The 25,542-nt window shown below is 72.7% G+C and carries 25 protein-coding genes; 12 read left to right on the top strand and 13 right to left on the bottom strand.

The window, feature by feature from the left end; genetic code table 11:
• Positions 1–16 precede the first annotated feature (16 nt).
• Entirely contained in the window at positions 17–1,042 is a 1,026-nt protein-coding gene (locus ETU37_RS12160; RefSeq protein WP_129987590.1) for an aldo/keto reductase, read from the top strand.
• Between the two features lie 68 nt (positions 1,043–1,110).
• Here the strand turns inward: ETU37_RS12160 and ETU37_RS12155 are convergent, their stop codons facing one another.
• Genes ETU37_RS12155 through dxs form a run of 3 tightly spaced genes read right to left on the bottom strand, consistent with a single transcriptional unit; the run spans position 1,111 to position 5,029 of the window.
• A complete protein-coding gene (locus ETU37_RS12155; protein ID WP_129987589.1) occupies positions 1,111–1,578 on the bottom strand; it encodes a nitroreductase/quinone reductase family protein in 468 nt (155 codons plus the stop codon).
• A 25-nt stretch (positions 1,579–1,603) separates the two neighbouring features.
• The gene (locus tag ETU37_RS12150) at positions 1,604–3,106 is read right to left on the bottom strand and encodes an amino acid permease (RefSeq protein ID WP_129987588.1); all 1,503 of its coding nucleotides are present in this window, start codon (positions 3,104–3,106) and stop codon (positions 1,604–1,606) included.
• Between the two features lie 24 nt (positions 3,107–3,130).
• Positions 3,131–5,029 (bottom strand): 1-deoxy-D-xylulose-5-phosphate synthase, encoded by a 1,899-nt coding sequence (dxs, locus tag ETU37_RS12145; protein WP_129987587.1) that lies wholly within the window; start codon positions 5,027–5,029, stop codon positions 3,131–3,133.
• Positions 5,030–5,259: 230 nt separating this feature from the next.
• Here dxs and ETU37_RS12140 point away from each other — a divergent pair, with 230 nt between their 5' ends.
• Positions 5,260–6,492 carry a phospholipase D-like domain-containing protein gene (locus ETU37_RS12140; protein WP_129987586.1) on the top strand — a complete coding sequence of 411 codons (1,233 nt, stop codon included), beginning with the start codon at positions 5,260–5,262 and terminating at the stop codon, positions 6,490–6,492.
• 126 nt (positions 6,493–6,618) lie between these two features.
• Positions 6,619–7,818, top strand: coding sequence for a phospholipase D-like domain-containing protein (locus ETU37_RS12135; protein WP_129987585.1), 1,200 nt, complete (start codon positions 6,619–6,621; stop codon positions 7,816–7,818).
• A gap of 1 nt (position 7,819) precedes the next feature.
• On the opposite strand, the gene ETU37_RS12130 is transcribed toward ETU37_RS12135, so the two are convergent.
• Complete coding sequence (locus tag ETU37_RS12130) at positions 7,820–8,650, bottom strand: arylamine N-acetyltransferase family protein (RefSeq protein ID WP_129987584.1); 831 nt, start codon at positions 8,648–8,650, stop codon at positions 7,820–7,822.
• 41 nt (positions 8,651–8,691) lie between these two features.
• Between ETU37_RS12130 and ETU37_RS12125 the strand changes: the two genes are divergently transcribed.
• Positions 8,692–9,189 (top strand): thioesterase family protein, encoded by a 498-nt coding sequence (locus ETU37_RS12125; protein WP_129987583.1) that lies wholly within the window; start codon positions 8,692–8,694, stop codon positions 9,187–9,189.
• Between the two features lie 170 nt (positions 9,190–9,359).
• The gene (locus ETU37_RS12120; protein ID WP_129987582.1) at positions 9,360–9,803 is read left to right on the top strand and encodes an ester cyclase; all 444 of its coding nucleotides are present in this window, start codon (positions 9,360–9,362) and stop codon (positions 9,801–9,803) included.
• A gap of 30 nt (positions 9,804–9,833) precedes the next feature.
• On the opposite strand, the gene ETU37_RS12115 is transcribed toward ETU37_RS12120, so the two are convergent.
• On the bottom strand, positions 9,834–11,105 hold the full coding sequence (locus ETU37_RS12115) for an amidohydrolase (RefSeq protein ID WP_129987581.1): 1,272 nt from the start codon (positions 11,103–11,105) through the stop codon (positions 9,834–9,836).
• Positions 11,106–11,312: 207 nt separating this feature from the next.
• On the opposite strand from ETU37_RS12115, the gene ETU37_RS12110 reads away from it, so the two are divergent.
• Both ETU37_RS12110 and ETU37_RS12105 read left to right on the top strand, forming a co-directional pair.
• Positions 11,313–11,789 (top strand): SRPBCC family protein, encoded by a 477-nt coding sequence (locus ETU37_RS12110; RefSeq protein ID WP_129987580.1) that lies wholly within the window; start codon positions 11,313–11,315, stop codon positions 11,787–11,789.
• Positions 11,786–12,907, top strand: a complete 1,122-nt coding sequence (locus tag ETU37_RS12105) for a DNA glycosylase AlkZ-like family protein (protein WP_129987579.1) — start codon at positions 11,786–11,788, stop codon at positions 12,905–12,907. The genes ETU37_RS12110 and ETU37_RS12105 overlap by 4 nt, the downstream gene beginning before the upstream one ends.
• A 16-nt stretch (positions 12,908–12,923) precedes the next feature.
• On the opposite strand, the gene ETU37_RS12100 is transcribed toward ETU37_RS12105, so the two are convergent.
• Positions 12,924–13,508 (bottom strand): DUF1684 domain-containing protein, encoded by a 585-nt coding sequence (locus tag ETU37_RS12100; protein ID WP_129987578.1) that lies wholly within the window; start codon positions 13,506–13,508, stop codon positions 12,924–12,926.
• Positions 13,509–13,692: 184 nt separating this feature from the next.
• Between ETU37_RS12100 and ETU37_RS23865 the strand changes: the two genes are divergently transcribed.
• Positions 13,693–13,821, top strand: coding sequence for a hypothetical protein (locus ETU37_RS23865; protein ID WP_276319687.1), 129 nt, complete (start codon positions 13,693–13,695; stop codon positions 13,819–13,821).
• Positions 13,822–13,957: 136 nt separating this feature from the next.
• Here ETU37_RS23865 and ETU37_RS12095 read toward each other — a convergent pair whose 3' ends face one another.
• Positions 13,958–14,329, bottom strand: coding sequence for a hypothetical protein (locus ETU37_RS12095; protein ID WP_129987577.1), 372 nt, complete (start codon positions 14,327–14,329; stop codon positions 13,958–13,960).
• Between the two features lie 86 nt (positions 14,330–14,415).
• On the opposite strand from ETU37_RS12095, the gene ETU37_RS12090 reads away from it, so the two are divergent.
• Positions 14,416–17,760 (top strand): ATP-binding protein, encoded by a 3,345-nt coding sequence (locus ETU37_RS12090; RefSeq protein ID WP_129987576.1) that lies wholly within the window; start codon positions 14,416–14,418, stop codon positions 17,758–17,760.
• A gap of 12 nt (positions 17,761–17,772) precedes the next feature.
• Here the strand turns inward: ETU37_RS12090 and ETU37_RS12085 are convergent, their stop codons facing one another.
• Together ETU37_RS12085 and ETU37_RS12075 are read right to left on the bottom strand one after the other, a co-directional pair.
• Positions 17,773–18,093, bottom strand: a complete 321-nt coding sequence (locus ETU37_RS12085; protein ID WP_129987575.1) for a hypothetical protein — start codon at positions 18,091–18,093, stop codon at positions 17,773–17,775.
• Positions 18,094–18,176: 83 nt separating this feature from the next.
• Positions 18,177–21,074 carry an MMPL family transporter gene (locus ETU37_RS12075; RefSeq protein WP_206053887.1) on the bottom strand — a complete coding sequence of 966 codons (2,898 nt, stop codon included), beginning with the start codon at positions 21,072–21,074 and terminating at the stop codon, positions 18,177–18,179.
• A 148-nt stretch (positions 21,075–21,222) separates the two neighbouring features.
• Between ETU37_RS12075 and ETU37_RS12070 the strand changes: the two genes are divergently transcribed.
• Together ETU37_RS12070 and ETU37_RS12065 are read left to right on the top strand one after the other, a co-directional pair.
• Positions 21,223–21,549: a putative quinol monooxygenase gene (locus ETU37_RS12070; RefSeq protein WP_129987573.1), complete on the top strand. Its 327-nt coding sequence runs from the start codon at positions 21,223–21,225 to the stop codon at positions 21,547–21,549.
• A 76-nt stretch (positions 21,550–21,625) separates the two neighbouring features.
• Complete coding sequence (locus tag ETU37_RS12065) at positions 21,626–22,204, top strand: DUF6529 family protein (RefSeq protein WP_129987572.1); 579 nt, start codon at positions 21,626–21,628, stop codon at positions 22,202–22,204.
• Positions 22,205–22,214: 10 nt separating this feature from the next.
• Here the strand turns inward: ETU37_RS12065 and ETU37_RS12060 are convergent, their stop codons facing one another.
• The 3 genes from ETU37_RS12060 to ETU37_RS12050 are packed head-to-tail and all read right to left on the bottom strand — an operon-like array spanning position 22,215 to position 24,454.
• Positions 22,215–22,619: a secondary thiamine-phosphate synthase enzyme YjbQ gene (locus ETU37_RS12060; RefSeq protein ID WP_129987571.1), complete on the bottom strand. Its 405-nt coding sequence runs from the start codon at positions 22,617–22,619 to the stop codon at positions 22,215–22,217.
• Positions 22,620–22,623: 4 nt separating this feature from the next.
• Positions 22,624–23,148, bottom strand: a complete 525-nt coding sequence (locus ETU37_RS12055; protein WP_129987570.1) for a SigE family RNA polymerase sigma factor — start codon at positions 23,146–23,148, stop codon at positions 22,624–22,626.
• Positions 23,135–24,454, bottom strand: coding sequence for a hypothetical protein (locus tag ETU37_RS12050; RefSeq protein WP_129987569.1), 1,320 nt, complete (start codon positions 24,452–24,454; stop codon positions 23,135–23,137). The genes ETU37_RS12055 and ETU37_RS12050 overlap by 14 nt, the downstream gene beginning before the upstream one ends.
• Positions 24,455–24,542: 88 nt before the next feature.
• On the opposite strand from ETU37_RS12050, the gene ETU37_RS12045 reads away from it, so the two are divergent.
• The gene (locus tag ETU37_RS12045) at positions 24,543–24,845 is read left to right on the top strand and encodes a hypothetical protein (protein ID WP_129987568.1); all 303 of its coding nucleotides are present in this window, start codon (positions 24,543–24,545) and stop codon (positions 24,843–24,845) included.
• On the opposite strand, the gene ETU37_RS12040 is transcribed toward ETU37_RS12045, so the two are convergent.
• Positions 24,823–25,524 (bottom strand): TSUP family transporter, encoded by a 702-nt coding sequence (locus ETU37_RS12040; protein ID WP_240755690.1) that lies wholly within the window; start codon positions 25,522–25,524, stop codon positions 24,823–24,825. The two genes, ETU37_RS12045 and ETU37_RS12040, sit on opposite strands and share 23 nt — an antisense overlap.
• Positions 25,525–25,542: the final 18 nt, after the last annotated feature.

The raw sequence follows: 25,542 nt of genomic DNA, 5'->3' as shown, positions 1-25,542 counted from the left end.
GGGCACGGTGGAGGGCATGACTGACACCAGCACCGCTCAGCCCGCCCCGGTCGGCACCCGCACCCTCGGCTCCGGCGACCACGCCCTGACCGTCTCGGCGATGGGTCTCGGCTGCATGGGCATGTCGGAGTTCTACGGCGGCCGCGACGAGGAGACCGCGATCGCCACCATCCACCGCGCCCTCGAGCTCGGTGTGACCTTCCTCGACACCGCCGACATGTACGGCCCGTTCACCAACGAGAAGCTCGTCGGCCGCGCGATCGCCGGCCGTCGCGACGGGGTCCAGCTCGCCACCAAGTTCGGCAACGAGCGCGGCGAGAACGGCGAGCGGCTCGGCATCAACGGCAAGCCTGACTACGTCCGCAAGGCCGCCGACGCGTCGCTGCGGCGGCTCGGCGTCGACCACATCGACCTCTACTACCAGCACCGCGTCGACAAGACCGTTCCGATCGAGGAGACCGTCGGCGCGATGAAGGAGCTCGTCGAGGCCGGCAAGGTCCGTCACCTCGGCCTCTCGGAGGCCTCCCCGGAGACCATCCGGCGTGCGCACGCCGTGCACCCGATCACGGCGCTCCAGACGGAGTACTCCCTGTTCACCCGGGACCTCGAGGACGAGATCCTCCCGGTGCTGCGCGAGCTCGGGATCGGCCTGGTCCCCTACTCCCCGCTCGGACGCGGCCTGCTGACCGGCAGGATCCGCTCGTCGTCCGACCTGGAGGTCGGCGACTCCCGCACGTCGGCGTACTTCCCGCGCTTCCAGGGTGACGCGCTCGACGCCAACCTGGCGCTGGTCGAGCGGATCGGCGAGATCGCGGCCGAGAAGGACGCGACCCCCGGTCAGCTCGCGCTCGCCTGGGTGCTCGCCCAGGGCGACGACGTGGCGCCGATCCCGGGCACCAAGCGGGTGACGTACCTCGAGGAGAACGTCGGCGCCGCCGCCGTGACGCTCGAGGAGAAGGACCTCACCCGGCTCGACGAGGCCGTCCCGCGCGACGCCGTGGTCGGCGACCGGTACGGCGACATGTCGACCATCGACGCCTGACGAGGCTCGGGCCGAGGGGTCCGACGTGGTCGCCCCTGCTGCGGCGGTCGGATGCCGACGCCCCCCGCTCAGCTCAGGGGGACCACGCGGAAGACCGGGTAGCGGGGCGCGATCTCCTCGAACTCCGAGACGGGTGCGCGGGGGTCGACGGGGATGTGCACCCGCCCACTCGTGGCGACCTCGCAGTAGCGCTTGATGATCGGCGCGCGCTCCTCAATCGGAACCTCGTCGAGGCGGACGTCCGTGCGGCGACCGTGGAGCAGCACGGCCCGGTGGCCGGCAGCGCGGACGTTGCGGACCCAGTTGGTGTTCTCGCCCAGCATGGACACGAGGTACCGCTCGCCGTCGAGGTCGGCGACGACGACCGGCAGCCTGACCGGCCTGCCGGACGTGCGGCCCAGGACCTCCAGGGTCGCGACCGGCCAGGGCGTCCGGCCGGTCGCGAAGACACGCGCCCACACGGCGTTGAGGGCCCGCGCCAGGATGTTCGGTCGGCCGTTGCGATAGAGCCATCGAGTGAAGCGCTCGAGCGCCATCGCCCCTCCCTCGCCGGATGTGCCGCTAGGTTCCCCGCGGCTGCTCGGCCCCGGCCGCCTGGCGTTCACCCAGGCGGCTGTGGCGGCGGCTGTAGCCGAAGTAGACGACGAACCCGATGACCATCCAGATGAGGAACCGCACCCACGTCTCGCCCGTGAGGTTCAGCATCAGGTAGACGCACATCACGACCGAGAGCAGCGCGACCAGCGGGGCGGCCGGGGTGCGGAACGACCGCGGCAGGTCGGGACGGGTGCGCCGGAGCACGAGGACGCCGACGCTGACCAGCACGAACGCGAACAGCGTGCCAATGCTGACCAGGTGGGCCAGCGTCTCCAGCCCGACGAAGCCGGAGATCACGGCGACCGCGACGCCCGTGATGGCGGTCATCCGGGCCGGCGTGCCGTACTTAGGGTGCACCTTCGACAGCGAGGACGGCAGCAGGCCGTCCCGCGACATCGCGAAGGCGACGCGGGTCTGGCCCAGCATCAGGATCATCACCACGACGGTGAGACCGATGCAGGCACCGACCGAGACGAGGGTGCCCATCCAGTCGATCCCGACCGACTCGAACGCGGTCGCGACGGGCGCCGCGTCGTTGGGGTCGATCTCGGTGTAGCTCTGCATGCCGGTGATCACCAGGCTGACCGCCATGTAGAGGAACGTCACGATGGCGAGCGACCCGAGGATGCCGATCGGCACGTCCTTCTGCGGGTTGCGGGCCTCCTCGGCCGTGGTGGCCACGACGTCGAAGCCGATGAACGCGAAGAACACCACCGCCGCACCGGCGATCACGCCGGCGATGCCGTAGACGGCCGGCTCCAGCCCGAGCAGCGTCGTGATGAGCGGCAGCGACGTCCAGCCACCGGAGGACTCCTCGGCGGGCTTCGACGGCGGGATGAACGGCGAGTAGTTGGAGACCTGCACGTGCGCGGCGCCGACGACGATGACGGCCGCCACGACGACGAGCTTGATCGCCACGACGACCTGGTTGATGCGGCTGGAGAGCTTGATGCCGAGGATCAGCACGAGCATGACCAGCAGCGAGATCACGACGGCCGGGAGGTTGACCAGTCCGTCCTCGGCCGACGCCAGCGCGGTCGGGACCTCGAACGGTGTGCCTGCCAGCAGCTTCTGCAGGTAGCCGGAGAACCCGGTGGCCAGCGCGGCCGAGCCGATCGTGAACTCCAGGGCCAGGTCCCACCCGATGATCCAGGCGACCAGCTCGCCGAACGTCGCGTACGAGAAGGTGTAGGCGCTGCCCGCGACCGGCACGGTCGAGGCGAACTCCGCGTAGCAGAGCGCCGCGAGCGCGCAGGCGACGCCGGCGATCACGAACGAGAGCGCGATCGCGGGGCCGGAGTTGGACGCGGCGACCGTGCCCGTGAGCACGAAGATGCCGGCGCCGATGATGACGCCGACTCCGAAGACGATGAGGTCGAGAGCGCCGAGGCTCTTGCGGAGGCTGTGGTCGGGCTCGTCGGTGTCGGCGATGGACTGCTCGACGGACTTCGTGCGGAACACGCTCATGCGTCGAACCTTCCCACGTGACCTTTACTTTGACGAGCCAACCCGCGTGGACCGGTCCACTCCCTCGGCGAGCTGCTCGATCAGTGAGCGGGCGATCGACTGCGCGGTGAGCCCGGTCTGCTCGAGGATCGCGGCGCGCTTGGCGTGCTCGAGGAAGCGCTGCGGGATGCCGAACAGCCGCACCGGCGTGGTGACGCCCTGCTCGTTGAGCGTCTGCAGCAGGACCGAGCCCACGCCCCCCACGACGCCGTTGTCCTCGACGCACACGACGAGCCGGTGCTCGCGCGCGAGGTCGACGAGCGCCGGGTCGACCGGCTTCACCCAGCGGGGGTCCACGACCGTGACGCCGAGGCCCTGGTCGCCGAGCCGCTCGGCCACCTCGACCGAGGTGGCCGCCATCGAGCCGACCCCGACGACCAGCACGTCCTTGGCGCCCCTGCGGACGAGGACGTCGCAGCCGCCGACCCGGTCGATCGCGGGCACGTCGTCGTTGGGCGGTCCCTTGGGGAACCGGACGACGGTCGGAGCGTCGTCGACCTGGACCGCCTCGCGCAGCTCCTCGCGCAGCCGGGTGGCGTCGCGCGGGGCCGCGATCCGCAGGCCGGGGACGACCTGGAGCACCGACATGTCCCACATGCCGTTGTGGCTGGCGCCGTCGTCGCCGGTGACGCCGGCGCGGTCCAGCACGAACGTGACGCCGCACCTGTGCAGCGCGACGTCCATCAGCACCTGGTCGAAGGCCCGGTTGAGGAACGTCGCGTAGACCGCGACCACCGGGTGCAGCCCGCCGAGGGCGAGGCCGGCGGCCGAGGTGGCGGCGTGCTGCTCGGCGATGCCCACGTCGAAGGTGCGCTCGGGGTGCTGCGCGGCGAACTTGTGCAGCCCGACCGGGTGCAGCATCGCCGCGGTGATCGCGACGACGTCCTCGCGCTCGCGGCCGAGCTCGACCATCTCGTCGGCGAACACGTCCGTCCAGATCCGGCCCTTGGGCGACTCCTCGCCCGTCTCGACGTTGAACGGCCCGGGCGAGTGGAACTGGTCGGCCTCGTGCCGCTCCGCGGCGTCGTAGCCGAAGCCCTTGCGGGTCATGGCGTGCACGATCACCGGGCCGCCGAACCGCCTCGCCTGGGTGAGCGCCTGCTCGACGGCCTCGCGGTCGTGGCCGTCGATCGGGCCGACGTACTTGAGGCCGAGGTCCTCGAACAGGCCCTGCGGCGCGAGCGCGTCCTTCATGCCCTTCTTCACCGCGTGGAGGGCGTCGTACACCGCAGGGCCGACGCCGCGGACGCCGTTCAGCCGCCTCTTCACGAGGTCGAGCAGCTGCTCGTAGCGCGGGCTGGTGCGCAGCGTCGCGAGGTGCTTGGCGAGACCGCCGACGGTCGGGGTGTAGGAGCGACCGTTGTCGTTGACGACGATGACGAGCTTGCGGGTGTCGTCCGCGGCGATGTTGTTGAGGGCCTCCCACGACATCCCGCCCGTCAGGGCGCCGTCGCCGACGACGGCGACGACGTAGCGGTCCTCCCCGCGGATGGCGTACGCCTTGGCCAGGCCGTCGGCGTAGGACAACGCCGTGGAGGCGTGGGAGTTCTCGACGATGTCGTGCTCGGACTCCGCCTGGCTCGGGTAGCCGGACAGGCCGCCCTCGGTGCGCAGCGTGTCGAACCGGCCGGCGCGACCGGTGACCATCTTGTGCACGTAGGCCTGGTGGCCGGTGTCGAAGAGGACGCGGTCGTGCGGGGAGTCGAACACCCGGTGGATCGCGAGGGTGAGCTCGACGACGCCGAGGTTGGGGCCGAGGTGGCCGCCGCGCGGGGAGCAGGTGGTGACCAGACGGTCGCGGATCTCGCTCGCCAGCTCGTCGAGCTCGGCGTCGTCGAGGTCGCGCAGGTCACGTGGGCCGGAGATCCGGTCCAGCTGTCCCATCCGAGGGCCTCCCGGGGAGTCGGGCGTCAGGGTGTCGTACGGCGTTCGAGTCTACGGGTGCTTCGCGGCCGCCGTACCCGCCGAGGCCGCCGGGGTGCTCTCGAGCCGCGGCGACAGGTACGTCACACGCGGGTCTTGCGCATTTCCGCGCGAACCGGGCGCAAACCCTTTACTTTGTTCCGGTGCTGAACCGTGCCGCTCTGGCTGACCGTGCTCCTGGGGGATCTTTCGTGAAGAAGCTGCTTGCCGTCGTCCTGACGGCGGTCGTGCTCGTCGGTGGCGGGACGCTGTCCGCTGCCAACGCGTGGGAGCCGCCCACAGGGGCGATGTTCAACGACCCGATGGGCCAGCGCGAGGCCCAGGACCGCACGATGAAGCACATCATCAAGGCGATCAACAAGTCCCCGAAGCACTCCCTGATCCGGATCGCGATGTACTCCCTCGACCGGCCGGACGTCACCAAGTCGCTGCTCGCCGCGTGCAAGCGCAAGGTGGCCATCCAGATCGTGCTCAACGACAACTGGACGTCGGGCCAGACCCGGACGATGCGCAAGCAGTTCGGCACCAGCATGGCGCCGCGCTTCGACGACGGCTGCAACCCCCGGGACCCCGAGAAGTTCGCGCAGCCGTGGGCGTACCCGAGCTTCGTCCGGATCTGCGCGGGCGCCTGCCGGCTGAACCGGCCGCTGGGCAACCAGCACATGAAGTTCCTGCTGTTCTCGCAGACCGGCTCCGCGCGCAACGTCGTGATGGTGGGCTCGACGAACCTGACCGGGTTCGCCGCGCGCACGCACTGGAACGACCTGTTCACGATGGTGGACAAGCCGACGACATACCAGGCGTACAGCATGATCCACAACCAGCTCGCGCAGGACATCCCGGTCGCCGAGCCGCACGTGGTCGTCGTCGACGGCAACCTGGTCTCGGAGTTCGGCGCGATCGTGCCGCGCATCCAGAAGGAGAACGACCCGATCTGGCTGCGGCTGAACCAGGTCGACTGCGCCGCCCAGCCGGGCTACGGCAAGAACGGCCACACCGTGATCCGCGTGATGATGTACGCCTGGGTCGGCGTGCGCGGCCAGTACCTCGCGCAGAAGGCCGCCCAGCTCGACCGGGCCGGCTGCGAGGTGCGGGCGATCCTCAGCGGGGCCGGCACCGTCGTGAAGCGGATCCTGCGGCGCGGCGGCGTCGCCATGCGCAGCGCGGACCTCGACACCGACAAGGACAAGGAGACCGGCTTCGACGACACGCCCTGGGAGCACTTCACCCACGAGAAGTGGATGACGCTCAACGGGACCTACGCCGGCGTGCCCATGCGGGTGGTGTGGACCGGCTCGGAGAACTGGTCGGACAAGTCCGAGGTGAACGACGAGGTCACGATCATGATCCCGCGCCAGAAGGCGCACGAGGACTACGCCCGGCACTTCGAGTTCCTGTGGACGAAGCGCACCCGTCGCCTCTGACGCACGACGCCGTGACCGGGATGTGACCTCCTCGATGCGGGGCCCGTCCGGGGCTTCGGTTAGGGTCTACCGGTCATCGTGCAGACCGGTCCCGGTACGGGGCCCAACAATCCCGGGGGTCGCTCCGTGACCAAGAAGTCGATCATCGTCCTGCTGAGCATGCTGCTCGCGACGACCACGCTGGGTGTGGGCGCCGCGTTCGCGTACACGCCCGGCACCGGTGCCCGCTTCAACGACCCGTACGGCGACCGGGCGGCCGAGAACGTCTCGATGGTCCACATCCGCAAGTCGATCCAGTCCGCCGAAAAGGGCTCGATCATCCGGATCGCGACGTACTCCCACAGCCGCGCGGACATCACCAACGCCCTGATCGACGCCTGCCAGCGCGGCGTCGCCGTGCAGATGGTCATCAACGACAACTTCATCTCGAGGACGACCAAGCGGCTGCGCAACTACCTGGGCAGCAACATCGACCCGCACTTCAAGGACGCCTGCCACAAGCGCAACAAGGAGAAGGGCGAGACGAAGTACCCCGACCCGAGCTACCTCAAGGTGTGCTTCCAGTCGTGCCGCAAGGGCGCCGGCAACCAGCACATGAAGTTCTACCTCTTCTCCGACACCGGTGAGGCGAAGAACGTCGTGATGGTCGGCTCCACGAACATCTCGCGGTACGCCGCCCGCACGCACTTCAACGACCTGTTCACGCAGGCCAACCGCTCGGGGATGTTCCACGACTACTCCCTCATCCACCGCCAGCTCGCGGAGGACAAGCGGGTCAAGCGGGTCTACCGGAAGTTCGTCAACGGCGACATCGTCAGCGAGTTCGGCGCCGTCGTCCGCCGCGGCAAGCAGGACCCGGTCTACCGCCGCCTCAACAAGGTGTCCTGCGCGGGCGGCACGCAGATCCGCGTGATCATGTACGCCTGGGTCGGCGACCGCGGCAAGTTCATCGCCAAGAAGATGGCCCAGCTGAAGAAGCAGGGCTGCGACATCCGCGCCATCCTGTCCCAGCCCAGCCAGGGCGTGAAGCAGACCCTCAAGGGCGCCGGCATCCCGATCCGCTCCGCCGACATGGACCTCGACGACAACCCCGACACCGGTTTCGGCGAGACCCGCTGGGAGCGCTTCACCCACGAGAAGTGGATGATCATCAACGGCACCTGGAACGGTCAGCCGCAGAAGATCGTCTGGACCGGCTCCGAGAACTGGTCCGGCCTGTCGTTCCTCAACGACGAGGTCACCCTCAAGATCCCGCGCGGCGACATCTGGGCCCAGTACAACGCGCACTTCGACTTCGTCTGGAACAACCACACGCGGGCGTACTGACCTACTGACCGAGCGCGCGCAGCTTCGTGAGGAGCTGCGCGCGCTCGTCGTCCGTCAGGGGTACGTCGAGCACGTCGAGCCACTCCTCGACCTCCCCGTCCCGCAGCGGCCGGTGCTCGGTCGGCTCCCCCGGCGCCCGGACCGTCAGCGCCTCGTGCGTGACGGTGACGTGACGGCCGGGCAGGTGCTTGGTCAGGATCAGGCCGCTGCGGAAGTGCGAGCCGGGGAACGTGCTCGTGTAGTGGTGGCCGATCACCACGTCCACCGGCTTCACCTCCAGCTCGTCGGTGGTGTGCGTGACCTCCCAGCCGTCCTCGCGGAGCCGGTCGAGAGCCCAGTCGCCGGCCGGCGTACGACGGAGGCGGTAGCGCCAGCCCGGCAGGTAGTCGTCCTCGGCGCCGTCCGCCAGCGGGATCGGCCGGAGCAGGCTCATCCCGAAGCCGGGGTCGCACAGGAGGCGCTGGCCGTCCAGCACCACCTCCACCACCATGTGCGTCCGCCCCTGCTGGGTGCCGGCGTCGGGGTCGCCGACCCGGCCCAGGTGTCGGCGCACCTCGTAGCCGAGGCGCTGCAGGGCCGCGGAGAAGATCGTCGTGTGCTCGAAGCAGTAGCCGCCCCGCCCGCGCCCGACGAACTTCCCTTGGACGGCGTCGAGCGAGACCCCCGGGTGACGGCCCAGCAGGACGTCGATGTTGTCGAAGGTGAACGCGCGGACGTGCGCCTCGTGCAGCTCGTCCAGCGCCGCGCGCCCCGGCTCCCGAGCGGCGACGCCGAGCCGCCCGAGGTAGCCCTCGAGGTCGAGCCGGTCGGTGAGCCACGCGTCGGAGGACATGGCGACATTCAAGCGCAGGAGCGCCCGGTAGGGTCACGCCCGTGACTGCACCCCACCCGACCTACGACCAGCTCGCTCCCCTGCCGGCGTACGCCGAGCAGCCCGTGCCCATCGCGTTCGAGGACGTCAACGGGCACCTCAACGTGCGTCACTACACGGGCATCGCCAGCGAGGGGCTGGACGAGGCGCTCGTGGGTGTGGGGATCCCGCAGAACTGGCCGGCCAGCGGGCACGCGTGCTTCTCCGCGGAGCACCACCTGACCTACCTCGCCGAGCTGCGCACCGGCGACCGGATGTCCGCCCGCGTCCGCCTCCTCGGCCGCGCCGAGCGGGCCGCGCACGCCCTCGTCTACCTGCTCGACGAGTCGCACCGGCGGCTGAGCTTCGTGATGGAGGAGATCCTCCTCCACATCGACATGGAGACGCGCCGGACCGCTCCCTGGCCCGAGGACGTGGCCGCCGCGCTCGACCGGCGGATCGCCGACGACGCGACCCTGCCGTGGGAGCCCGACGTGTCCGGCTCGCTGGCCCTGCGCTGACCCCGGCTCCGACCCCGGCGCTCGGAGCGGCGACGGCGATCCACCCGGTCGGGCTATGGGCGTCGAGAGGACCGGAGCGTTGACTCGGAGCAGGTCGACCGGTCGCTCTGACCGAGGTCCGACCGGAAACCACGTCGACCTACGGACTCGACCCTTCCAGGAGGTGTCCGATGGGACAGCCACGTGACCTCATGAACCGCGCGACCGAAGCGGTCCTCACCGGTGATCTCGCGGCGCTGCGAGACATCTACGCACCGGACGTGGTCGCGACCACGCCGGACGAGGGGGAGCTGCACGGCATCGACCGCTTCATCGAGTGGAACCAGTCGTTCGTCGGATCGTTCACGGACCGGGAGTACGTGCCGCTGCTCGAGCACGAGACGGCCGACTGCGCCATCGACCAGGGCGACTTCGTCGGCACGAACACCGAGCCGATGACACTGCCCGACGGCCAGACGGTTCCCCCGACCGGCAAGCAGGTGCGCGTGCGCGCTGCGGACGTGGCCACCGTCCGCGACGGCCGCATCGTGCGCCACGACTTCTACTTCGACCAGCTCGACCTGCTCGTCCAGCTGGGCCTCATGGAGGCGCCGGCCGGGACCACCACGACCTGAGGTCGCAAGGCTAGCCGGCGGCTCGTGCCGTCAGCCGGCGGCAGACTCCCCCAGCCAGGCCAGCGCCGCCACCGTCATCGCGGCGGTCCCGGTGTCGAGGGTGGGCTGCAGGACGGGCGCGAACAGCGCCGAGTGGTTCACCGGGACCTCCTGCGACACGCGGCCGCGTGCCTCCGCCTCGCCGTACAGGACGGGGTCGGTGCCGCCGATCCCCCAGTAGGTGTACGGGACGCCGAACGCGCGTGGGAGGTCGCTGAAGTCCTCGCTCGCCGACTGCTGCGCCAGCTCGACCGCCGCCTGACCGAAGTGAGCGGTGAACGCAGCGGCCACCCGCTCGGTGACCGCGGGGTCGTTGTCGGTGACGGGGAAGCGGTCGAACAGCTCGATCTCGGGGGGCCGGGGACTGCCCGACGCGTCGCACTCGGCGCGGACGATGCGCTCGATCGCGCCCAGCACCGCGGCACGGGTGCCCTCGTCGTAGGTGCGCACGTTCACCAGCAGGGTCGCCCGGTCGGGGATGACGTTGCTCTTCGTGCCGGCCTGCACGCTGCCGACGGTCAGCACAGTCGGCTCGCCCGGGCGGGTCTCGCGGGACACGACCGTCTGCAGCCGGACCACGATCATCGCCGCGAGGACGACCGGGTCGACGGCGGCGTGCGGCATCGACCCGTGCGCACCCCGCCCGTGCACCGTGATGCGCAGGCTGTCGGCGGCGGTCAGCACCGGCCCCGAGCGGGTGCCGACCCGGCCGGCCGGGAGCGGGAGGACGTGCTGGCACAGCGCCACGTCGACGCCGCCGACCAGGTCGACGAGACCGTCGTCGACCATCCGGCGGGCACCGTCGCCGACCTCCTCCCCGGGCTGGAAGACGGCAACCAGGGTGCCGCGCCAGGCGCCCGGCGCGTCGGCCAGGAGCCCGACCGCCCCCAGCAGGCAGGTCACGTGCACGTCGTGACCACAGGCGTGCATCACCGGGACCTCGGCCCCGTCGGGGTCGACCGTCGTGACGGTGCTGGCGTACGGGAGGCCGGTGGCCTCGGCCACCGGCAGCGCGTCCATGTCGGCGCGCAGCAGGACGGTCGGGCCGTCCCCGTTGCGGAGCACCGCGACCACCCCGGTGCCCCCGACGCCCTCGTGGACCTCGCAGTCAAAGGTGCGCAGCCGCTCCGCGACCAGGGCAGCCGTCCGCGTCTCCCGGTGCGACAGCTCGGGGTGGGCGTGCAGGTCGCGGTAGAGCTCCTCCTGCCAGCCGCGGACCGCCTCCAGCCCGTCCAGCACAGCGTGCGTCGCCGGTGTCGTCATGCGCGGCTCCCTGCTGCTCAGTCGGGCGCCCGGTCCGGTCCGGCCCCCTTGCGAGGCTAGTCGCGTCCGCGCAGGGGCTGAGGCGGGATCCTCCGTACGGGGGAGGCGACGCGCCCAGATCTCGGTCGCCTGGGGGATGTATCAAACCTGCACTCCGCGGTCTCCTAGGACTCATCGACGCGAGTCTCGGGAGAGGGGGAGACGGCCATGCGGTTCCAGGGAGAGCGCCAGGTGCAGGCACCGGCCACCCGCGTCTGGGCGGCACTGCACGACCGGGACGTGCTGCGCGAGATCATCACCGGCTGCGAGGACATGCGCCCGCTCACGGGTGGCGTCTACGCCGCCACCCTGGCCGCCCGCGTCGGGCCGATGGCCGACAGCTACCGCGGGACGTTCTCCATCACCGACGTCCGGGACGGCTCCGACCTGCGGGTGCGCGTCGAGGCCAAGGGCCGCTGCGGCCGGCTGAGCGTCGACCTCCGGGTGCGGCTGCTGGACACGCCGGGCCACTGCTCGACCACGCTCCGGTACGACGCGGAGGCGACGGTCGGCGGGTTGGTGAGCCGGCTCGGGCGGGCCGCGCTGACCGTGGCCGGCGGGCACTTCACCGGTTGCTTCTTCCGCGACCTCGACCGCGCGCTGCGGCACGAGGTGTCGGTTGGCACCCCTAGTCTCGCCGTGTGACGACCCCGCACCAGCTGTCCCGCCAGGACGCGCGTCGCGTCGCCGTGCGCGCGCAGCTGCTGGACGCCGACCGTCCGGGGGACCTGTTCGAGGTCGTCCGGCATCTCGGGCTGGTGCAGAACGACCCGACGGCCGCGGTGGCGCCGAGCGCCGACCTCGTGCTCTGGTGCCGCCTCGGGCAGGGCTACGACGCCGCCGAGCTGCGCGACGCGATCGACACCCAGGCGCTGCTCGAGCTCGACGGGATGATCCGCCCGCCCGAGGACCTCGCGCTGTACCGCGCCGAGATGGCGGCCTGGCCCGGCAGCGGCCGGCTCAAGGAGTGGCAGCACGACATCGCGGCCTGGGTGCACGACAACGACGCCTGCCGCCTCGACATCCTCGAGCTGCTGCGCTCCGACGGGCCGCTCCCCCTCCGGGCGCTGCCCGACACCACGGTCCGCCCGTGGCGGTCGAGCGGGTGGACCAACAACCGCAACGTCGAGAAGCTGCTCGGCTTCATGGTGCAGCGCGGCGAGGTCGCGGCATCCGGGCGCGAGGGCCGCGAGCGGCTGTGGGACCTCGCCGAGCGGATCTACCCCGACGACCCCGCCCCGGACGAGGACGAGGCCCGGAGGCTTCGCGACTGCAAGCGGCTGCGCGCCCTCGGCGTCGCCCGCGGCCGCGCCCCCGCTGCCCCCGCCGAGCCCAACGACGTGGGCGAGGCCGGCGAGCCGGCGGTGGTCGAGGGCGTCAAGGGCACCTGGCGCGTCGACCCGACGTACCTCGACGGCCTCGGCAGCCCCGACGGCTTCATCGGGCGCGCAGCGCTGCTCTCGCCGCTCGACCGGCTCGTCTACGACCGCCGGCGGATGGAGGAGCTGTTCGAGTTCGACTACCAGCTCGAGATGTACAAGCCCGTCAGCAAGCGGCGCTGGGGCTACTGGGCCATGCCGATCCTGCACGGCGACCAGCTCGTCGGGAAGCTCGACGCCACCAGCGACCGCAAGGGCGGGGTCCTCGTGGTCGACGCGGTCCACGAGGACGGGCCGTGGACCAAGCGGATGCGAGCCGACGTGCGCCGGGAGATCGAGGACCTCGCCCGCTGGCTGGACCTCGAGCTGGTCGAGGCGGGCTAGCGACACGGACGAGCGGTCAGCGTGCCAGCTCCCCCACCGGCACCGGCACGTCGAGCCGGTTCCCGATCGGGGCGAGCGGGCAGGCCCACATCGGGTCGTAGGCGCACGAGGGGTTGTAGGCGAAGTTCAGGTCGATCACGAGCCGCCCGTCGCCGAGGCCGAGGTCGGCACCCTTGACCGTGTCGACGACGTACCGTCCGCCGCCGTAGCTCGGGCCCGGGTCCTTCACCGGCACGAACAGCCCGCCGGCGTACGACGTCAGCCGCCACACGTCGAGGGTCCCGACACCAGGGAGCTCGGCGACGCCGAAGCGCTCGAACACCACGGTCCCGTCGGTGCCGGTCGTCGCCTCCCAGACCTCGCCGTCCCCGAGCCGCACCTCGGCGTCGAAGCGCCACGCGGGGTCGTAGTCGGCGACCGGCAGCCCGTCGAACCCGGCCCGGTCCTCCTCCGACAGCGGCGACGCGGGATGGGTCGCCATCAGGGCGTCGCGCCCCTCGCGCCACAGCGCGTGCCCGGCGGCGGGGTCGTGCGCAGCGCGGACCGCGGAGTACAGGGCGAAGACGCGACGTCTCCAGTCGGCGATGTCGAAGGCGTCCACACCGTCACGCTAGCCAATCCGGCGGGCGCCGTGGGCGGCGCGGGTCGTGACCGTCCCGTGACCGGCCGGCCGGACAATCCGGACAACCCTCGCGAACCAGCGCGACGACCGGCCGAGGACCACCCGTCCGGGCCATGTGCCGGCTTCGTGCCCTTCCTAAGGTGCCGGATGTGGAGGTGAGCGCATGACCGCTCTCGTGCTGGTCCTGATGCTCGTGCTGGCCCTGGTGTTCGTGGTCGTGGCGCGGGCGGACCGGCGGGAGCGCGCCGGGCCGAGGCTCGGCGCGAATGGTCGCCGGCGTACCACACGCTGAGTACGCTGGAGTCTCCAGGTATTCGTCGAAGCCTCAATCGACGTGAAGAACCCCCGACAGGACTAGTGCCGGGGGTTTCTTCATGCGCACGCTAGATCGGCCCGGCGTCGCGGGACCGAAGGCGCGCCGGTCGGCGTCAGAGCCGCGCGACGAACCGCTTCCCGCGCAGCGCCTCCTCGACCAGGCCGACCGCCCGGCGCTCGCCGAGGAGCCGCGCCGCCTCGGTCTGCCAGGTCTCGACCGCCGCCTCGACCGCGTCGAGGTCGGCCACGTCGCGCAGCACCCCGCGCGCCTCGCTGAGCCCGCGCAGCACCGCCGCCTGGCAGGCCTCGACGTGCAGCACGGCGAACCGCGCGAGGACCACGTCGTGCCGGCGCAGCACCGGGTAGGACCGGAACTCCGGCGGGCAGATGTCCAGCAGCCAGGCGACCGCGGTGTGCTCCCAGCCGGGAGCGCCGGGAGGCCGGACCTGGCGCGGCCAGCCGGCCGGGGCGACGAGCTCGGGCATGCTCCCAGTGTACGTCGGTAATCGAACATCTGTTCGACTGTTCGGATTTCCACGCGAGGAGTGCCGGGCGCACCTAGGCTGCGCCTGTGGCGCGCGTGGGGGTCTCCGTCCTCGGGGGCGTCGAGGCGCGCCTCGACGCGGCGGCGGTCGACCTCGGCAGCCCCAAGCAGCGCGCCCTCCTGGCGGCGCTCGCGCTGCACCGCGGCCGCGCGGTGAGCACCGACGCGCTCGTGGACCTGCTCTGGGCGGACACGCCCCCGGCGCAGTGGGCGACGACCCTCCAGGGGTACGTCGCCGGCCTGCGCCGCGCGCTGGAGCCGGGCCGCCCGGCCCGCGCTCCCGCGACGGTGCTGGTCACCGCGCCGGGTGGCTACGCCCTGCACGTCGACGCGGCCGACCTCGACGCCGCCCGGTTCGACACCGCGGTCGGGGCCTGCCACCAGCGCCTCGGCGCGCCGGCGCTCGTCACGGCCGGACCACCCGGGGGCCGCTCCCCTGCCGAGCTCGAGGGCGTGATCGACGACCTCGACGACGCGCTCGGCCTGTGGCGCGGCACCCCGTACGGCGAGCTGGAGGACGCGCCCGCGGCGGTGGCCGAGCGGGTCCGGCTGGAGGAGCTGCGCCTGGTCGCGCTCGAGGACCGCGCCGTCGCCGCGCTGGCGCTGGGCCGGCACGCGACGGTCGCCGCCGAGCTCGAGGGCCTGACCACGTCGTACCCGCTGCGCGAACGGCTCTGGGCGCTCCGCGCCCTCGCGCTGACCCGGTCCGGCCGGCAGGCCGACGCGCTCGACGTGCTGCGCCAGGTGCGCGAGCTCCTGGCCGAGGAGCTCGGCCTGGAGCCCGGTCCCGAGCTGCGCGACCTCCAGACCGCCGTGCTCCGCCAGGACCCGTCGCTGGAGGCGGTCGTCCCGGTGCGGCCGACCCGCCCGGCGGTGACCCCGGCCGTGCCCGCGGCGACCAGCCCCTGGCCGATGGTCGGGCGCGACGCCGAGCTCGGCGTGCTGGTGACGCTGCTGGACGAGGCGGCTGCCTCGGGGACGCCGCGGTTCGCCGCGGTGGTCGGCGACCCGGGCATCGGCAAGAGCCGGCTGCTCGCCGAGCTGACCGGCGTCGCGCGCGACCGCGACTGGGGCGTCGCGGTCGGCCGCTGCTCGCAGGACGACGGCGCTCCCCCGCTGTGGCCGTGGGTCTCGGTGCTCGCCACGATCGGCGCCGAGCCACCCGACGCGAGTCGCGAGCTGCACGCCGACGCCGGCGCGCAGTTCCGGGTCTGGGACGACATCGTGCGCGCGGTCGCCGGCGCCGCGACGGCTCGGCCGCTGCTGGTGCTTCTCGACGACCTGCACTGGGCGGACGCGTCGTCGTTGCGCGTGCTCGGTCTGCTGCTGGAGTCCGTGACGTCCGGGCCGTTGGTCGTCGTGTCGACGTGGCGCGACAAGCCGGCACCCGAGGGAGCGCTCGCCACCGTCGCCGAGCAGCTGTCCCGCCGGCACGCCGCCCGCGTCGCGCTCGCGGGCCTCGCCACCGCCGACGTCGGCGAGATCGTTGCCGCCGTCTCGGCGCACCGCCCGTCGACCGACCAGGCCGACGCGTTGCGCGCGCGCACCGACGGCAACCCGTTCTTCCTGGTCGAGTACGCCCGGCTCGTCGACGAGGACGCCGACCTCGCGACGCTGCTCGCCGAGCCCGACCCGCCGCACGCCGTCACCGACGTCGTGTCCCGTCGCCTCACCCGGCTCGACGACGCCACGCAGAAGGCGCTCGTGACGGCCGCCGTCGTGGGCCGCGACTTCGACCTGGCCACGGTGAGCGCCGCGTCGGGCGACGACGAGGACGACCTGCTCGACGCGTTCGACGTGGCGATCTCGGCTGGCCTGGTGCGCGAGGACGGCGTCGGACGCTTCCGGTTCGCGCACGCCCTGGTCCGCGACACCGTCTACGCCGGGACGTCCCGGACCCGCCGCGCCCGTTGGCACGCCCGGGTCGCCGACGCCCTGGCCGGCCGCACCGACCGCGCCGGCGAGGTGGCGCTCCACTGGCACGCGGCCGGGCCAGGCCACGCCGGTGACGCCTGGCGCGCCGACCGGACGGCGGCCTCCGTCGCGATGGGCGTGCTGGCCTTCGACGAGGCCGTCACCGCACTCGACGCGGCGCTCGCCACGCTGCCCGACGACCCGACGGCCACGCCCCGCGACGAGTACGACCTGCTGCTCGACCTCGCCCGCGCCGTCCGCGCCGCCGGGGACTGGGTGCGGCTGCGTGACGTCGCCCACCGCGGCATCACCGTCGGGCAGCGGCTCGACGACGTGGTCGCCACCGCCGAGATCGCGATGGTCACCAGCACCGACGCGCTCTGGCAGCCGTCGCGGCACGGCGGCGTGGACGCGTTCTCGGTGCAGACCCTCCGCGACGTGCTCGACGCGCTGCCCTCCGACGACGACCCGCTGCGCTGCCGCCTGATGCTCGCCCTGGCCGGCGAGCTCTACTACGCGAAGGACGCACCCGCCGAGCGCGACGCCCTCGTCGGCGAGGCGGTCGCGATGGCGCGCCGCCTGGGCGACCCGCTGCTGATCGTGCAGATCCTCACCCAGGCGGGCACGGCGCTGTGGCGGCCCGGCACGGCCGTCCGACGCCGCGAGCTCTGGACCGAGGCGCTGACCCTGGGCGAGTCGCTCGGCCTCGGCACGCTGCTCTCCTCGGTCCGGCTGCTGGTCGCCCTGTCGGCGTCGGAGTTCGGCGACGTCGACCTGCTCGATGCCCTGAGCGCGCAGGTGCGCGACGAGGCCGAGAGCCGGCGCGACCACTACACCCTGATGGTGCTCGACACCCTCGACGTGTCGTGGCTGACGATGCGCGGCGACATCGAGCTGGCCAAGGAGCGCCTCGCCCACCTCACCGGGATCACCCAGAAGCTCCGCCTGGAGCAGGCCGCCGACGGTCTCCTCGGCGCGCACGTGTCGGTCGGCATGTGGGCGCGGGACTACGACGCCATCGTGCCGCTGATCGAGTACGTCGCCACCGAGGGCGTGCTGCCGGCGGACACGGCCACGATCTCCCTGCTCGGCCGCGCCGGTGACCTCGACCAGGCCCGCCGCTGGCGCGCGGAGCACGAGCCCGACCTGTCGGACGTGAGCTGGTACTCCTCGCTCAACTGGGCGCTGGCCGCGGAGGCCGCCGCCTACGTCGACGACCGCGACCTGGCCGCCCGGGCCTACGAGCTGCTGACGCCCCTGGCCGGCATGCTCGCGATCGGCGGCACGGGCTGCGCGGTCGGCCCGGTCGACTCGTTCCTCGCCCTGGCCGCGCACGTGACCGGCGAGCACGCGCTGGCCGCCCGGCACGCCGACGACGCCCTGGCGCTGTGCCGGGCCTGGCGGATCCCGCCGGTCGAGCAGTGGCTGCTCGACCAGCGGGAGCGGTACGGCTTCTGACTGCGGCCGGGGCTAGCTCTTCTTCGTCCGGCTGCCCGTCGCCTTCTTCGCGGTCGCCGTCGCCTTCTTGGTGCCGCCGGACGACTTCTTCGCTGCGGCCGTGGTCTTGCCGGTGGCCTTGCCCGCCGTCTTCTTCGCGCTGCCGGCCGCCTTGCCGGTCGCCTTCTTCGTCGCCTTGGTCGCCCTTGTGGCGGCCTTCGTCCCGGCGCCCATCGGCTCCGGTGGGAACCACACCAGCTTGGTCGCGTGCACCTTGGCGACGAACGTCGACCCGCGCGATGCCCAGGCGTCTCGGTCGGTCGCGCTCTTGAGTGGACTCTTCAGGTCGATCATGACCCTTCCCTCCCGCTTTGTCGGGCTCGTGGCCCGAAGTGGCACCCTCCCTGTTCCCCGGGAGGTCAGGATCACGCCCCGTGTCACAGCGCGATCGGCGCGTCGAGGTAGCGGAACGCGCGCCGCTCGCCGCGCGCGAACCTCCCCCGCGTGGCCAGCCAGACCACCCAGAACGCCCGGCCCACGGTGCCGAAGATGCGGGCATGGTGCTCCGGCGGGACGCCGTACGCGACCCAGGGGACGATGCGGACGATCTTCGAGAACGGCATGTCGTCGTTCTTGAAGTGCTCCTCGTCGATGCGGTCCCAGTCCGCCTGGGTGAGCACCCGCTGGAGGATCGCGATCGCGTCGGACTCCTCGTGCCGCAGGTGCCGGCCCAGGCTCTCGCGGGTCGCGGTGACCCGGACGGCCAGGGCCCGGCGGGCGTCCTCGTCGTCGTGCGCGGCGAGCCTCGCGAACCCGGCCGCGCAGCCCTCGAGCAGCGGGTCGATCTCGGCGTGCTCCGCCTCCATCGCCTCCAGCGTCGCGCGGTCAGCCTCGTCGGACCGCTCCAGCAGCTCCGGCCAGAGGCCGGCGTCCTCGCCGCTGTGGTGGTGGTGCAGCACGTCGGCGAAGAGCGTCCAGCGGTCCGCCAGCGCCCGCCAGGTGGCGCGGTCGTGGCTCGGCGTGAGCCGGACCGCCTGGCTGAAGGCGGCCAGGTCGCGGCGGAACGCGTGGTGCATCACGTACATCAGCAGCATGTCGACCGGGCCTTCCGGTGCGGCCGTCTGGCCGGGCAGCCGCAGCTGCGTCAGCGTGGTCGTAGTGGTGGTCATGGCAGTCCTCCTCAGACGCCGGCGGGGGTACGGGCGGGGTGACGGTCGGGGGTGGTCGCCGACGCGACCGGGAGCACGGGGTCGTGGACCTCGGCGTCGATGGTCGGCAGCAGGGCGGTCCAGCCATCCGGGCAGCCACCAGTTCCAGCGGCCCAGCATCGCCATCGTGGCCGGCACGAGCACCATCCGGACGACGGTCGCGTCGAGCAGGATCGCGACGGCCATGCCGAAGCCGAGCATCTTCACCACGGTCTCCGTCTCGGTGGCGAAGCCGAGGAAGACGGCGACCATGATCGCGGCGGCCGCGGAGATGACCCGGCCGGTCGACGACAGGCCGCGCACCACGCTGCCGTGGGCGTCGCCGGTCGCGAGCCAGTCCTCGCGGATCCGCGAGAGCAGGAACACCTCGTAGTCCATCGACAGGCCGAACAGGATCGCGAACATCAGGATCGGCACCCAGCTCGACACGGGCATCGCGTGGTCGAGACCGAGCAGCTCGGTGGCCCAGCCCCACTGGAACGCCGCCGTCAGGACGCCGTACGCCGCACCGATGGAGAGCATGTTCATCACGGCCGCCTTGAGCGGGACGACCACCGAGCGGAACATCATCGTCAGCAGCAGCACCGAGACGCCCACGACGAAGGCGATGACCAGCCAGATCCGGCCGGCGAGCATGTCCGCGATGTCCGCGAAGAGCGGTGTCATGCCGGTGACCTCGACGCCCGAGGGGACCGCGCGGCGGAGGTCGTCGACCAGGCCGGAGACGCGCTCGTCGGTGGGGCCGAACGACGGCTCCGCGGTGAGCAGGCCGACGGATCCGTCAGGGGAGACGACCGGCGGGAAGACCCGCTCGACGCCGTCGACCGCGGCGACCGTGCGGCCGAGCGCGTCCAGGTTGGCGGCCGGGATCCGGTCGAGGTCGACGACCACGGAGAGCGGGCCGTTGGCGCCGGCGCCGTACTCGGCGGCGACGAGGTCGTAGGCCTGCCGGGTGGTCAGCTCCTTCGAGGAGCTGCTGGCGTCCTGGGGCCAGGTGCGCATCGCGAGCGACGGCGCGGCGAGGGTGCCGAGCAGGACCACGGCGGCGACCGCCCAGGGCAGCGGGCGGCGGCCGACGCGGGCGGCCCAGCGGGCCGTCAGCGGCTCGCGCTCGACACGGTCGCGGTGCTTGCGGACCTTGCGGGACAGCACGCGGTGGCCGGCGAGACCGGCGAGCGCCGGGACGAGGGTGACCGCGGTGGCCATCACCGAGACGACGGCGATCGCGGTGGCGAAGCCGAACGACGCGTAGACCGACAGACCTGCGAGGCGCAGGCCCATCAGCGAGACCAGAACGGTGGCGGAGGCGAACACGACCGAGCGTCCCGCCGTCGCGGTGGCACGGCCGGCCGCCTCGCGGACCGGCAGGCCCTGGCGGAGGTACTCGCCGTGCCGGGTCACCAGCAGCAGCGCGTAGTCGATGCCGACGCCGAGGCCGACCATGCTGGCCACCATCGGGGCCGCGGTGCTCACGTCCATGGTGGCGGCGAGCAGGGTGACACCGGCGGAGCCGATCGCGAGGCCGGTCAGCGCGACCGCCAGCGGCAGCCCCGCGGCGACGACCGAGCCGAACGCCAGCACGAGGATGACCAGGGCGGCGACGATGCCGATGATCTCGCCGCGGCCGTCCATCGGCGCGGCGGCGGTGCCGGGCAGCTCGCCGCCGAGCGCGACGTCGAGCCCGGCCTCCTCGGCCGGCGCGACCGCGCCCTCGAGCGGCTCCATGTCGCCCATCAGGTCGGGGTCGGTGACGGGAACGTCGTACAGGACGGTGAACATCGCGGTGTCGCCGTCGGCGGACATCCGGGGCGGCGTCACCGTGGAGACGTGCGCGAGGGCGCCGAGCTCCTCGTACACCTCGCCGAGCACCGCCTCGGGGACGGTGTCGCCGTCGGCGTCGTGCAGCAGGACCTGGGCGGACGCGCCGCCCATCGCCGGGAAGTGGTCGCGCAGCCGCTCGATGCCCACCTGGGCCCGGGCGTCCGGCACGTCGTAGTCGTCCTGGGTGGTGCCGCCGAACGCGGACGCGGCGGTCATCACCGCGGCGGCGATGACGACCCAGGCCAGGATGGTGCGCCAGGGGTGCGCGGCGGCCGAGCCGCCGAGTCGGTACAGGAAGCGGGACATCGTTCTACTCCGTCGAGTCGGGACGTCACGGCGTCGTTGCCGGACGTCGACGACTCTCGCCGGAGGCGCTGGAGCCGGACTGGGAGCCGACTGGAGGCCCGCTGGGACGGGCCTCCAAGCGGCGCCGGGCGCCTCCTAGGCTGGAGCGATGATCTTCATCACCGCCAAGTTCCAGGTCCTGCCCGAGCACGCGGAGGCGTGGCCCGAGATCTCGCGGGAGTTCACCGAGGCGACCCGCGCCGAGGACGGCTGCCTGTGGTTCGAGTGGTCGCGCAGCCTCGACGACCCGGAGGAGTACGTCCTGACCGAGGCGTTCCGCGACGGCGACGCCGGGGGCGCGCACGTCAACAGCGACCACTTCCGGAAAGCGCAGCAGAGCCTGCCGCCGTACCTCGTCGCGACGCCGAAGATCGTCTCGACCGAGATCGACCAGGACGGCTGGAACGAGCTCGGCGAGCTGCGCGTCGAGCGGTAGGGCGCGGCGCGCCCTAGCCCAGGCGGGTCATGGCGGCCGGCAGGGCCACGGCGTGATGATCGAGGCGGAGCACGCCATGTCCCGAGCCATCCGCAGCGCCCCGTCGGCCGCTGCCCCGACGTTCGCCGCCCTCGCCCTCGCGGCGGGAGCCGTGGTCGCCGTGCTGCTCGGCGTCTACGGGTCGGTGCACCAGCCGACCGGACGGACGCTCACCACGCTGGGGTTCTCGAGCCTGATCTCGATGAAGGTCTGGCTGGCGGTCGTCGCCGGCATGCTCGCGCTGGCGCAGGCGGCGACGGCGGCGTGGATGTACGGCCTGGTCGGCGGATCGAAGTCCGCGCCACGCTTCGTCGGTCCGCTGCACCGGGCGACCGGCGCGCTGGCCGTGCTCGTCACGCTGCCGGTGGCGTTCTCCTGCCTGTGGTCGCTGGGGTTCCAGTCCTACGACACCCGGGTGGTCGTGCACTCGGTGGTGGGCTGCCTGCTGTACGGCGCGCTGGTGACCAAGGTGCTGGTGCTGCACGGCCGGCCGACGCCGGGGTGGCTGCTTCCGGCCGCGGGCGGCGCGGTGCTGACGGCGCTGGTGCTCGTGGTGATGACGTCGGCGGTCTGGTACCTGGGGACGCAGGGCGTGCCGACCTCGACCGGCTACTGACCCCGGCCGGTCACCCGGCCACGAAGGAGAACCGCACCTCGCGGTCGGGGTTGTCGACGTTGAGGTCGACCAGGCAGATGCTCTGCCAGGTGCCCAGCGCGAGCGTGCCGCCGACCACGGGCACGGTGGCGTACGGCGGCACCAGCCCGGGCATCACGTGGGACCGGCCGTGGCCGCGAGTGCCGTGGCGGTGCCGCCACCGGTCGTCGGCGGGCAGCAGCTCGTCGAGCGCCGCGAGCAGGTCGTCGTCGCTGCCGGCGCCCGTCTCGATGATCGCGATCCCGGCGGTCGCGTGCGGGACGAAGACGTGCAGCAGCCCGTCCTGCTCGTCGGCCACGAACGCCGCGCAGTCGCGGGTCAGGTCGAGGACGGTGTCGCGGTCGCCGGTGCGGTAGCTCCTGGTCTCGCTGCGCATCGGCTCATCGTGCCACCCGGGCGGGAACACCCTCGTCGACGGTCAAGCCAGGGACGAGCGTGCGCAGCCGGGTGAGCGCCTCCCGTGCCTGGGACTTCACCGTGCCGACGCTGGTGCCCATCAGGTCCGCGGTCTGCCGTTCGGTGAGGTCCTCGAAGTAGCGCAGCACGACCACGGTCCGCTGCCGCGGCGCGAGGCCGGCGAGGGCGGCCTCGAGGTCGAGCCGGGTGTCGCTGTCGGGACCGTCGGCGGCACGGTCCGGCACGTCCTCGCGCACCACGACGCGCCCCTTGTGCCGGCGCCAGCGCGAGATGTTGTCGTTGACCATGATCCGGCGGACGTACGGCTCCGGGTCGTCGCCGATCCGCTGCCACACGCCGACCGCCTTGACCAGCGCGCCCTGCACGAGGTCCTCGGCGTCGTGGTGGTCGCCGCACAGCAGCGTCGCCGACCGGAGCAGCGCGGCGTAGCGGGCCGCGACGAACTGGTCGAACGACGTCTCGACCTCCCGCCGGTCAAGCCCCGGCACGTCGCCACCTCCGGGCGCCCAGCACGCCGAGGCCGAGGACGGCCGCGCCGGCGCCGTACAACCACCAGGGCGGCGGGGCCTCCGGTTCGGGTCGGGACACGGTCGGCTGGGACCAGAGATCCGTGGCGTACTGGGGCCGCCCGACCCAGTTCTCCCGCTCCTCGCGCACCAGCAGGCGGTGCTCGCCGGTGCGTACGTCGACGGAGAGGATCGCGGCGGAGCCGCCCAGGACGCCGCGGACCACGACGTGCTCGTCGTCGGCCCAACCGACCACGTCGAACACCTCCACGTCGAGCGGCAGCGGCTCCAGCGTCGTGCCGGCCGGACCGATCTCGCCCACCAGCAGTCGCTCGGCCATCCCGGTGCCGAGCTGCTCCACCATGACGAGCCGGTCGCCCGCGGGCGAGATGGTGCCCTCGCTCGCGTTGTCACCCTGGCCCGTGACCGGCCGCTGGTAGTCGGGCTGGGTCCGGCCGCGCGACCACCGGACGACGTCGCCGTCGACGAAGCCGGCGAACCCGGCCCGCGTCGGCACGATCCACGAGGCGTCGATGAACGAACGCGGCAGCTCCCTGGGATCGTCCGGCGACGTGACGTCCCAGATGGTCAGGGGCGCGGACGTGGACGACCAGCCGCTGCCGCCCCGCTCGGTCACGACGCCGTACCCCACCACGAGCTCGTCGTCCTTGCTCCATGTCAGCAGGCCCGGGGCCAGGCCGAGGTCGCTGCGCACGCGGTGCTCGACCGCGTCGCCCGTGACCGAGTCGTAGGCAGCCCAGCCACCGACCCGGCCGGGATCGTCGGGGTGGTCCAACCAGTAGGCGACCGACCGGCCGTCCGGGGACAGGACCACCTCGTCGTGGAGGAACGGGACCTCCGCGCCGGGGTCGACGCGGCTCGGAAGGTCGAGGAAGCGGTACTCCCCCGTCGCTGCCGACACCCCGACCCAGCCGTTGGAGGTGTCCGTGCCGAGGAACCCGCTCGCCCGACCGGCGCCGGCGACGACGGCCAGGGGGCCGAACGGGTCGCCGCCGGTGCCGTCGAGACGGGTGGGCGGCGTGACGAGCCGATCGGGGATGGCCGGACCGCGCGGACGCGAGTCGACCGGGGCCGGCCGGTCAGGGGTGGTGGCAGGCGGCGGCAGGACCAGGGCGACCACGCCGACGACGACGGCGGCCGCGAGAGCCTGGACCACCCGCGTGCGGCGGCGCCGGTGGACGCCGCGCTGCCACAGGTCCGGTGGTGGCGGTGCGCCGCCGGACCGGTCCGCGATGTCGGCGAGCCGCTCGCGCAGGTCGGTGCTCATCGGTCGTCCTCCTCCTCGGCCGTCACCCTCTCACCCCTTCCACGCGCGGAGGCCGCGATTCGGAGGGGTCGTCGCGCATGCTTTCTCCATGAACCTCGATGACGTGGCGCGGCTGGCGACCGATCTCGACGGCGTGCGGGAGTCGGTGCGGGGCGGCCGGCGCGGGTGGTACGTCGACGGGCGGCTCGTCGCGCGGCAGGAGGAGCCCACGGTGCTCCTGGCCCGGTGCGACGTCGCCGAGCGGACGCGACTGGTCGAGGCGGCGCCGGAGGTGTTCTCGGTCGCGCCCCGGATGGTCGCGCACGGCAAGGTGCTCGTCGACCTCGACGCCGTGTCGGAGGCCGAGCTCGCCGCGGTGCTCGCTGCGGCTAGGAGATACTCCGCGCGATGAGCACGACCGCCGACAGGGCGCACACGGCGAGCATCGCGAGCCGCACCTGCTCCCGTGGCACCATCCCCCGCAGCACCCGAGCCACGAGCAGCCCCACGGCGAGGAACGGCAGCAGCGCGACCGCCACGAGGAGCGCGCTCGGTTCGCCGCGTCCGGTGAGGTAGAGGCCGACCAGGCTGAGCGCGCCGCCGACCATGAAGTACACCGCGAGCGTCGTGCGGATCTGTCGCGGCGTCCGGTGCTGCAGCAGGATCGCCAGCGGCGGTCCGCCGATGGAGGTGGCCGTGCCGGTGATGCCGGACGTCAGGCCCGCAGCGACGAGCGTGCCGCGGTTGACCGGGATGACGACGGCGCGCCACGTGAGCAGCACGCTGACGAGCACGATGAGCCCGACCACGACACCGAGCACCTCGACGGACACCGCCGTCACGATCGCCACTCCGGCCGCCGTACCGGGGATGCGGGCGCCGATCGACCAGCGCAGGCCGCGCCAGTCGATCTCCTGGCGCTCACGGGCGAGCGTGACCAGGGGGAACACCATGATCAGCCAGAGCACGAGGTCGGGCATGAGCTGCGGCTGGAGCAGCATCGCCATCGGCGCGGCGAGCAGCCCGAGACCCAGCCCGACGAGCCCCTGCACGGCCGCACCGACGACGAGGGTGGTGGCCAGGACGGCCACCACCCTCGGGTCGATCTC

This window comes from Nocardioides iriomotensis (genome assembly GCF_004168035.1).
Taxonomy (GTDB): Bacteria; Actinomycetota; Actinomycetes; order Propionibacteriales; family Nocardioidaceae; genus Nocardioides_B; species Nocardioides_B iriomotensis.
This window is presented reverse-complemented; position numbering and strand designations above follow the sequence as displayed.

What these genes read in the sequence shown, in the direction of transcription:
- ETU37_RS12160 (WP_129987590.1), top strand. Translation starts at nt 17, where the DNA reads ATGACTGACACCAGCACCGCTCAGCCCGCCCCGGTCGGCACCCGCACC.
- ETU37_RS12155 (WP_129987589.1), bottom strand. Translation starts at nt 1,578, where the DNA reads ATGGCGCTCGAGCGCTTCACTCGATGGCTCTATCGCAACGGCCGACCG.
- ETU37_RS12150 (WP_129987588.1), bottom strand. Translation starts at nt 3,106, where the DNA reads ATGAGCGTGTTCCGCACGAAGTCCGTCGAGCAGTCCATCGCCGACACC.
- dxs (WP_129987587.1), bottom strand. Translation starts at nt 5,029, where the DNA reads ATGGGACAGCTGGACCGGATCTCCGGCCCACGTGACCTGCGCGACCTC.
- ETU37_RS12130 (WP_129987584.1), bottom strand. Translation starts at nt 8,650, where the DNA reads ATGTCCTCCGACGCGTGGCTCACCGACCGGCTCGACCTCGAGGGCTAC.
- ETU37_RS12120 (WP_129987582.1), top strand. Translation starts at nt 9,360, where the DNA reads ATGGGACAGCCACGTGACCTCATGAACCGCGCGACCGAAGCGGTCCTC.
- ETU37_RS12115 (WP_129987581.1), bottom strand. Translation starts at nt 11,105, where the DNA reads ATGACGACACCGGCGACGCACGCTGTGCTGGACGGGCTGGAGGCGGTC.
- ETU37_RS12110 (WP_129987580.1), top strand. Translation starts at nt 11,313, where the DNA reads ATGCGGTTCCAGGGAGAGCGCCAGGTGCAGGCACCGGCCACCCGCGTC.
- ETU37_RS23865 (WP_276319687.1), top strand. Translation starts at nt 13,693, where the DNA reads ATGACCGCTCTCGTGCTGGTCCTGATGCTCGTGCTGGCCCTGGTGTTC.
- ETU37_RS12095 (WP_129987577.1), bottom strand. Translation starts at nt 14,329, where the DNA reads ATGCCCGAGCTCGTCGCCCCGGCCGGCTGGCCGCGCCAGGTCCGGCCT.
- ETU37_RS12085 (WP_129987575.1), bottom strand. Translation starts at nt 18,093, where the DNA reads ATGATCGACCTGAAGAGTCCACTCAAGAGCGCGACCGACCGAGACGCC.
- ETU37_RS12075 (WP_206053887.1), bottom strand. Translation starts at nt 21,074, where the DNA reads ATGTCCCGCTTCCTGTACCGACTCGGCGGCTCGGCCGCCGCGCACCCC.
- ETU37_RS12070 (WP_129987573.1), top strand. Translation starts at nt 21,223, where the DNA reads ATGATCTTCATCACCGCCAAGTTCCAGGTCCTGCCCGAGCACGCGGAG.
- ETU37_RS12065 (WP_129987572.1), top strand. Translation starts at nt 21,626, where the DNA reads ATGTCCCGAGCCATCCGCAGCGCCCCGTCGGCCGCTGCCCCGACGTTC.
- ETU37_RS12060 (WP_129987571.1), bottom strand. Translation starts at nt 22,619, where the DNA reads ATGCGCAGCGAGACCAGGAGCTACCGCACCGGCGACCGCGACACCGTC.
- ETU37_RS12050 (WP_129987569.1), bottom strand. Translation starts at nt 24,454, where the DNA reads ATGAGCACCGACCTGCGCGAGCGGCTCGCCGACATCGCGGACCGGTCC.
- ETU37_RS12045 (WP_129987568.1), top strand. Translation starts at nt 24,543, where the DNA reads ATGAACCTCGATGACGTGGCGCGGCTGGCGACCGATCTCGACGGCGTG.